Source organism: Streptomyces pinistramenti (assembly GCF_020564935.1).
Taxonomy (GTDB): Bacteria; Actinomycetota; Actinomycetes; order Streptomycetales; family Streptomycetaceae; genus Streptomyces; species Streptomyces pinistramenti.
In genome coordinates, this window is sequence record NZ_JAJCXB010000024.1 from 96,817 (window position 1) to 103,631 (window position 6,815).

At 68.8% G+C, this 6,815-nt stretch carries 6 protein-coding genes; 1 reads left to right on the plus strand and 5 read right to left on the minus strand.

Annotated elements, in window-relative coordinates:
• Nucleotides 1-160 precede the first annotated feature (160 nt).
• The 5 genes from LIU39_RS18580 to rpsB all read right to left on the minus strand — a co-directional run bounded on the left by LIU39_RS18580 (nt 161) and on the right by rpsB (nt 4,842).
• Complete coding sequence (locus tag LIU39_RS18580) at nt 161-1,336, minus strand: phosphatidate cytidylyltransferase (RefSeq protein WP_227047877.1); 1,176 nt, start codon at nt 1,334-1,336, stop codon at nt 161-163.
• Nucleotides 1,336-1,893, minus strand: coding sequence for a ribosome recycling factor (gene frr / locus LIU39_RS18585; protein WP_227047878.1), 558 nt, complete (start codon nt 1,891-1,893; stop codon nt 1,336-1,338). The genes LIU39_RS18580 and frr overlap by 1 nt, the downstream gene beginning before the upstream one ends.
• A 174-nt stretch (nt 1,894-2,067) precedes the next feature.
• Nucleotides 2,068-2,841 (minus strand): UMP kinase, encoded by a 774-nt coding sequence (gene pyrH, locus LIU39_RS18590; RefSeq protein WP_227047879.1) that lies wholly within the window; start codon nt 2,839-2,841, stop codon nt 2,068-2,070.
• Nucleotides 2,842-3,003: 162 nt separating this feature from the next.
• Nucleotides 3,004-3,840, minus strand: coding sequence for a translation elongation factor Ts (tsf, locus tag LIU39_RS18595; protein ID WP_227047880.1), 837 nt, complete (start codon nt 3,838-3,840; stop codon nt 3,004-3,006).
• 99 nt (nt 3,841-3,939) lie between these two features.
• Nucleotides 3,940-4,842 carry a 30S ribosomal protein S2 gene (gene rpsB / locus LIU39_RS18600; protein WP_227047881.1) on the minus strand — a complete coding sequence of 301 codons (903 nt, stop codon included), beginning with the start codon at nt 4,840-4,842 and terminating at the stop codon, nt 3,940-3,942.
• Between the two features lie 847 nt (nt 4,843-5,689).
• Between rpsB and LIU39_RS35620 the strand changes: the two genes are divergently transcribed.
• Complete coding sequence (locus LIU39_RS35620) at nt 5,690-6,619, plus strand: peptidoglycan DD-metalloendopeptidase family protein (protein ID WP_372463955.1); 930 nt, start codon at nt 5,690-5,692, stop codon at nt 6,617-6,619.
• Nucleotides 6,620-6,815 lie beyond the last annotated feature (196 nt).

The following is a 6,815-nucleotide window of genomic DNA, read 5'->3' on the forward strand; positions in this document are numbered from 1 at the left end:
GAACTCCTCAATGCGACGGTGCCGGACGATCTCCACGGTGCGGAGCCAACGGCGGGACGGTGCCGGAACCCGGGGGACTCACGGGAACTGTCCCCGCGGTCGCGAGGACGGAAAAAGGCCCGCTGTCGGACAGCGGGCCTTTCCAGACTACCTGGGCGATTCAGCCGCTGCCGACGAAGATCACGAACAGCAGCCAGACGACCGGGGCGGTCGGCAGCAGGGAGTCCAGCCGGTCCATGATGCCGCCGTGGCCGGGCAGCAGGGTGCCCATGTCCTTGATGCCGAGGTCCCGCTTGATCATGGATTCGCCGAGGTCGCCGAGGGTGGCGCTGGCGGCGACGGCCAAGCCGAGCAGCAGCCCCTGCCACCAGGAACCGTCCGTGATCAGGAACTCCATGCACAGCGCACCGGCGACCATCGCGAACAGCACGGCACCGACCAGGCCCTCACGGGTCTTGCCGGGGCTGATGCGGGGCGCCAGCTTGTGCTTGCCGAAGCGCCAGCCGACGGCGTACGCCCCGGTGTCGCTGACGACCGTCAGCAGCAGGAAGGTCAGCACCCGCTGCGGCCCGTCGGCGTCGGCGGCGAGCATCAGGGCGACGAACGTCGCGAGGAACGGCACGTAGAACGCCGCGAAGACACCAGCGGTGACGTCCCGCAGGTAGTTCTCGGGTTTCCCGGTCATCCGCCACACGAGGACGGCGAGCGTGGTGAGCGCCATCGCCGCCCAGGAACCCTCGGCCCCGCGCAGGTAGCCGGCGATCACCATGGCGGTGCCGCCGACGGCCAGCGGTACCAGCGGCACCCGGATGTCCTTGCGCTCGGCGAGCCGCGAGGTCAACTCCCACAGGCCCACGACGACGGCGACCGCTATCACGCCGAGGAAGACGGGCTTGTAGAAGAAGAGGGAGGCGAGGATGACCACGCCGAGACCGACGCCGACTCCTATCGCGGCGGGCAGATTGCGTCCCGCGCTCTTCTTCTTCGGCTTCTCTGGGTCCTGCGGGCCCGTGGGCCCGGGGGAACCGGGGAAAGGAGTGGCCATGGGCTCCTGCGGCTTTTCGTCGCGGAACAGGGGGCCGCTCAGCCGAGTGGCCCCCCGGTCGTCCCGGTGGTTCCGGTCGTCCCTGATGTCCCGGTGGTCCCGGCTGTCGTCCTGGTATCCGCCGGCGTCGGGCACGACGGGCAGCGGACGGGTCTGCCCCGCCGCTCCCCCGTCGCGCGCATATCCCGCCACAGCGGGCGGCGCCACCCCGCTCGGCGCGGCGGCCGGTCCATGGTCGGGCGGTCCCCAGTGACCGGCGCCGGGCGGGGCCCCCCAGGATGACTCGTTCATCAGACCTCTAGGAGCTCGGATTCCTTGTGCTTGAGGAGCTCGTCCACCTGCGCGACGTACTTCGCGGTGGTGTCGTCGAGCTCCTTCTCCGCGCGCCGGACCTCGTCCTCGCCGGACTCCTTGTCCTTGACGAGCTTGTCGAGGTTTTCCTTCGCCTTGCGGCGGACGCTGCGAATGGAGATCTTCGCGTCCTCGCCCTTGGTCTTGGCGACCTTGATGTAGTCCCTGCGGCGCTCCTCGGTCAGCTCCGGGAACGTCACTCGGATGATGTTGCCGTCGTTGCTCGGGTTGACGCCGAGGTCGGAGTCGCGGATCGCCTGCTCGATGTTGCGCATCGCGCTCTTGTCGAACGGGGTCACCACGGCCATCCGCGGTTCCGGGACCGAGAACGACGCCAGCTGGTTGATCGGCGTCAAGGCACCGTAGTAGTCCGCCACGATCTTGTTGAACATCGCCGGGTGCGCACGCCCGGTGCGGATCGCGGCGAAGTCCTCCTTGGCGACCACGACGGCCTTCTCCATCTTCTCCTCGGCCTCGAGGAGGATCTCTTCGATCACCACTTGCTCCTGGTCTCTTCGGTAAGAAGCAGAGCCTCGCCCCTGCCGCGCGTCTACTCCTGCACGGTGTCCGACCGGCAGGCGGTTGTCCATCCCCGTGCCGGGGCCTGCCCGGCACGGGAGCTGCCGCGGGTACCGGCCGCTGCCCGTACGCCGTCGCGGCAGTTGGGGCCGTCAGGCCCGGGTGCCCTGATCGCTGACGAGCGTGCCGATCTTCTCACCCTTCACCGCGCGCGCGATGTTGCCCTCGGCGAGCAGTTCGAAGACGAGGATCGGGAGCTTGTTGTCGCGGCACAGTGTGATGGCGGTGGCATCGGCGACCTTCAGGTCGCGGGTGATGACCTCGCCGTATTCGAGCGCGTCGAACTTCACCGCGTCGGGGTTCTTCTTGGGGTCGGCGTCATAGACACCGTCCACGCCGTTCTTGCCCATCAGCATGGCCTCGGCGTCGATCTCCAGGGCGCGCTGGGCCGCGGTGGTGTCCGTGGAGAAGTACGGCATGCCCATACCGGCGCCGAAGATGACGACCCGGCCCTTCTCCAGGTGGCGGACCGCGCGCAGCGGAATGTACGGCTCCGCGACCTGGCCCATGGTGATGGCGGTCTGCACGCGGGTCTCGATGCCTTCCTTCTCCAGGAAGTCCTGGAGGGCGAGGCAGTTCATGACCGTGCCGAGCATGCCCATGTAGTCGGAACGGGCCCGGTCCATGCCGCGCTGCTGGAGTTCGGCGCCGCGGAAGAAGTTGCCGCCGCCGATCACGATGGCGATCTCGTAGCCGTCGCGCACCACGGCGGCGATCTCGCGTGCCACGGCGTGCACGACATCGGGGTCGACACCCAGGCCGCCGCCGCCGGCGAACGCTTCGCCTGACAGCTTCAGCAGGAAGCGCCCCTTCCCACCACTGTCGGGATTGTCGGCTTTATCCGAGCCGTCGGCACCGTGATTCATTGAGCTCTCCTCGTACACATACGAAGAAGGCCATTGCCGTGGGTCCGATTCAGATCCCCGTACGGCAATGGCCTCCTCGTCACATCTGCGGCCGGCCGGTGAGCGGCCGACTGCGTACGACCCTAGCGGGGTCGTAGGTCATTCGCTGCCTTCGCGGCAGGCTCAGGCGCCGACGCGGATGCGCGCGAAGCGCTTCAGCGAGACACCGGCCTCGTCCAGAACCTTCTGGACGGTCTTCTTGTTGTCCTTGGCGAACGCCTGGTCCAGCAGCGCGTTCTCCTTGAAGAAGCCGTTGACGCGACCCTCGACGATCTTCGGAAGGGCAGCCTCGGGCTTGCCCTCCTCCTTCGCGGTGGCCTCGGCGACGCGACGCTCGTTCTCGACGACGTCGGCCGGAATGTCCTCACGGGAGAGGAACTTCGGCGAGAAGGCGGCGACGTGCTGCGCGACGTCCTTCGCGACCTCGGCGTTCTCCTTGTCCAGCTCGACCAGGACGCCGACCTGCGGCGGGAGGTCGGGCATGGTGCGGTGCATGTAAGCGGCCACGTAGCCACCGGAGAACTGCGCGAAGCGGTCCAGGACGATCTTCTCGCCCAGGGTGGCGTTGGCCTCGTCGACGTACGCCTGGACGGTCTTGCCGGACTCGATCTCGGAGGCGAGCAGCGCCTCGATATCGGCCGGGGAGGTCTTGGCGACGTGCGCGGCGAGCGCGTTGGCGACGGCCAGGAACTTCTCGCCCTTGGCGACGAAGTCGGTCTCGCACTTGAGCTCCAGCAGCACGCCGGAGGTCTTGTCGTCGGCGATGAGGGAGACGACTGCGCCGTTCTCGGCGGAGCGGCCCTCGCGCTTGGCGACGCCCTTCTGGCCCTTGACGCGCAGGATCTCGACGGCCTTGTCGACGCTGCCGTCGGCCTCGTCCAGCGCCTTCTTGCAGTCCATCATGCCGGCGCCGGTGAGCTCGCGGAGCTTCTTGACGTCAGCGGCGGTGTAGTTCGCCATGATCTGTGAATCTCTTCTCGAAAGTCGAAAGATCTACGGGTGAACGGCGGGGGCGGCGCTTGTGGCACCGACCCCCGCCGTCATCAACCGGTTCTGAGGTCAGCCCTGCTCGGCGTCCGTGGCCGGCTTCTCGGCCTCGGCGGCCGGAGCCTCGGCCGGCTTCTCCTCGGCCACGGGGGCCTCGGCGGGCTTGTCCTCGGCCGCGGGGGCCTCGTCAGCCTTCTTCTCGCCCTCGAGCAGGTCGCGCTCCCACTCGGCCAGCGGCTCGGCGGCAGCCTTCTCGCCGGGCTTCTGGTCGCCGGTGGCGACGCCGGAACGGGCGATGAGGCCCTCGGCGACGGCGTCGGCGATCACACGGGTGAGCAGGGTGACGGAGCGGATCGCGTCGTCGTTGCCCGGGATCTTGTAGTCGACCTCGTCGGGGTCGCAGTTGGTGTCGAGGATCGCGACGACCGGAATGTTGAGCTTCCGGGCCTCACCAACCGCGATGTGCTCCTTCTTGGTGTCCACGATCCAGACGGCGCTGGGCACCTTCTGCATCTCGCGGATACCGCCGAGGGTCTTCTCCAGCTTGGCCTTCTCGCGGGAGAGGACGAGCAGCTCCTTCTTGGTGAGGCCGGACGCGGCCACATCCTCGAAGTCGATCTGCTCAAGCTCCTTCAGGCGCTGCAGGCGCTTGTAGACGGTCGAGAAGTTGGTCAGCATGCCGCCGAGCCAGCGCTGGTTCACGTAGGGCATGCCCACGCGGGTCGCCTGCTCGGCAATGGCCTCCTGGGCCTGCTTCTTCGTGCCGACGAACATGACCGAGCCGCCGTGGGCAACGGTCTCCTTGACGAACTCGTAGGCGCGGTCGATGTACGACAGCGACTGGAGCAGGTCGATGATGTAGATGCCGTTGCGCTCGGTGAAGATGAAACGCTTCATCTTCGGGTTCCAGCGGCGGGTCTGGTGCCCGAAGTGGACGCCGCTCTCCAGCAGCTCCCGCATCGTGACGACGGCCATGGCCGTACTCCTCGTTGTTCTCGGTTCCACTGCGACCGGTCGGCCGCGGTGCCTGACGCCCCGACGCGCCTGCCGAGGACGGAACCTTGCGGAACCGTCCGAGGACCGAGGAGCGCGGCCACCGTGCTGCCCGAAGGGGACTGGTGCACTGATGGCGGGGCGTGCGAAGTCGACCCGGTGACCCGGATCGCCACATGAAGTGTACGGGACGGCCGATGCCCCGGGCGACACGCTCCATGAGCCACCCCCGCAGGCCACCGTCCGACGACTTCCGTCCCCACGAAACCCGTCCACCACACCCACCAACTACACCAGATCCCTCCTCCCCGCCTGCCACTCACCGGATCGGGTGACACCGATATCCCCACCCAGCCGGTTACCCACAGCCACAGACCAAGATCCCCACGCACCCGCCGATTACGTCACCGTCGACCCATACGAGTTCCGGAAGCGCAAGACCAGAGAGCAGGAGCGGTGGGCGATGAAGGTGCGGCTTATCGAGGGGTGCCGGTCGGTTCGGGGAACGACTTGGGGGTGGCGGCTCGCACGGCGCTTCCCGCGGTTCGGAGATGCCGCCGGGCCCTACGAGGGGAGGAGGAATGACGTGGTTCCCGCTCCGCTGCCCAGGAAAGAGCGCTCGGCCATGTGCCAACGGGCCACCGCAAGTCACCCGCCGACAACTCCTGCCGCAACGGCCACGGAACGCGGGTTCCTCCGCAGATCCGCACAACTCCCCCGCCCACCAGGCCACCGTCCGCCTCCGCCGCGACGGCCCTCCCCACCTGCCACGGCCGCTTGGACCGTCGCGCTGACTGCCCTGCTCTGCATCCTCCCTGCCGCCGACGCGATGGCCGGTCCACCACCACCGGCCGCAGCGTCAGCCAAGGGAGCTGGGGCCCCGCACGTCCGGCCCCGATCACCACTTCAGCACCCTCTGCCGACCGATCGCTCCTGGCCGGTGGACGGTCAACACGGCCTGCATCCCACGGTGTTACGCGGCTGGGAGCCGCCGCCGTCCCCCTGGGCTGCGGGGCACCGGGGCGTCGACCTGGCAGCACCGGCCGGAGCAACGGTGCGGGCCGCCGCCGCAGGCCGGGTGACCTTCGCCGGGAACGTCGCCGGCCGAGGCGTGCTGACCATCGAACTGTCCGACTCGGGACGACCGCCACTACACACCACGTACGAACCCGTACGCGCCACGGTCCGGAAAGGCGACGAAGTGACCGCGGGCCATCCGGTCGCCGTCCTCCAACCCGGCCCGTTCCACTGCCACGAGCCCTGCCTGCACTGGGGCCTGCTCAGAGGAAAGACCTATCTCGATCCCCTGTCGCTGTTCCCCCCTTCGATACTGCACAGCGGCCCGTCACGCCTCCTGCCGGTCTTCGGTATCCCGATTCCACCGCCCTCGCACAGCACCGCCGTCGCCCCCATCTCACCGCCCCGCACAAGCCGTACGGCCTCCTCCACACCAACCACAACGACGCTTTCCCTGGCCTTGGCCCTGGCCCTCACCCTCGCCACCCTGTGGGCAACCGGCCGCCTGCCCCACGGTCGGCGTTCCCCCAGGTACCGCGGCCCACCCAACTCGCCCGCCGCCCCACAACACCGAAAAACCTTGCGCCGGTACGTGCCGAACCTCCCTCGCATAGCTCCCGCGGGCCAACGGGCCGCCACGCCACACGGGGAAGGAACGGGTGAGCACCCCTCGCCCCTCGGGAGCGAGATACCCACAGCGGCGGCGGGAGGAGACGTGCAGAACCCGCGCCGAGAAGGCTGAGTTACCGGGCGACGGGACCGAGCCCTCGGGAGGGACGGGGCAGGCCGACGAGGGAGTCGGGGGCAACGCGGAAGCAGATACGGCGGGGCGAGCCGTAACCCGCGGGACGACGCCAGCTCGCGGCTTGCGGCGCCCTGCGCGCCCCTTGCGGCAAGCGGCAACGGTGGAGGGGAATGAGGAAGACGGGGGCGGGAGG

What these genes read in the sequence shown, in the direction of transcription:
- LIU39_RS18580 (WP_227047877.1), bottom strand. Translation starts at nt 1,336, where the DNA reads ATGAACGAGTCATCCTGGGGGGCCCCGCCCGGCGCCGGTCACTGGGGA.
- pyrH (WP_227047879.1), bottom strand. Translation starts at nt 2,841, where the DNA reads ATGAATCACGGTGCCGACGGCTCGGATAAAGCCGACAATCCCGACAGT.
- tsf (WP_227047880.1), bottom strand. Translation starts at nt 3,840, where the DNA reads ATGGCGAACTACACCGCCGCTGACGTCAAGAAGCTCCGCGAGCTCACC.
- rpsB (WP_227047881.1), bottom strand. Translation starts at nt 4,842, where the DNA reads ATGGCCGTCGTCACGATGCGGGAGCTGCTGGAGAGCGGCGTCCACTTC.
- LIU39_RS35620 (WP_372463955.1), top strand. Translation starts at nt 5,690, where the DNA reads ATGGCCGGTCCACCACCACCGGCCGCAGCGTCAGCCAAGGGAGCTGGG.